The sequence below is a fragment of the Tsukamurella sputi genome, assembly GCF_007858445.1.
Taxonomy (GTDB): domain Bacteria; phylum Actinomycetota; class Actinomycetes; order Mycobacteriales; family Mycobacteriaceae; genus Tsukamurella; species Tsukamurella sputi.
Map to the genome: position 1 here is coordinate 1 of NZ_VIGV01000150.1, position 570 is coordinate 570.

Sequence of the window (570 nt, forward strand, 5' to 3'; positions counted from 1 at the left end):
CGGCAACATTTCTTCAGGAAGATATTCTTGCCCAATGCCCTTATACTGTTGATTGCGTCTACTCTGATAATGGACGAGAATATAAGGGAACGATAGATCATGCCTTTGTTAACCTGTGTAGATTGAATCATATTAATCAGAAATTTACACGACCAGCAAGACCACAAAGAATGGTAAAGCTGAACGGGTCATCCGTACATTAATGGAAATGTGGCATGAAAAAGAAGAGTTTTTAAATAGTAATGATCGAAAATCAAAACTCAAAAGATTTTTAAATTTCTATAACACGGTAAAACCTCATAAGGGATTAAATGGCTCAACGCCTTATGAAGTTTTAGATTTTTATTTTAAACAGGAAGTGTAAACAACGCTCCCTTTTCTTACATCTAATTGTTGTCGCTCTGCAACAGCTATCTGATACCCCAAAGAAAGATGCGCTCCCCAATAGGGGCTTGATATCTTATAACTCGCTATCTCCTTCGTTACTACATGAGCTAAATCTTTAGAGTTAAATTTATTACGGCTTCGGCCATAACGTATTCCTCCATCAAGGTAGAAACCATTCTCAAA

General features: G+C 36.7%; 2 protein-coding genes. One reads left to right on the forward strand and one right to left on the reverse strand.

The annotated features are described in order from the left end of the window. The first annotated feature begins 142 nt into the window (after window positions 1–142). The gene (locus tag FK268_RS26095; RefSeq protein WP_205124547.1) at window positions 143–364 is read left to right on the forward strand and encodes an integrase core domain-containing protein; all 222 of its coding nucleotides are present in this window, start codon (window positions 143–145) and stop codon (window positions 362–364) included. Here the strand turns inward: FK268_RS26095 and FK268_RS26100 are convergent. Then, window positions 343–570: autotransporter outer membrane beta-barrel domain-containing protein (locus FK268_RS26100; RefSeq protein ID WP_146437879.1), on the reverse strand; the 228-nt coding region annotated here is incomplete at its 5' end. The genes FK268_RS26095 and FK268_RS26100 overlap by 22 nt on opposite strands.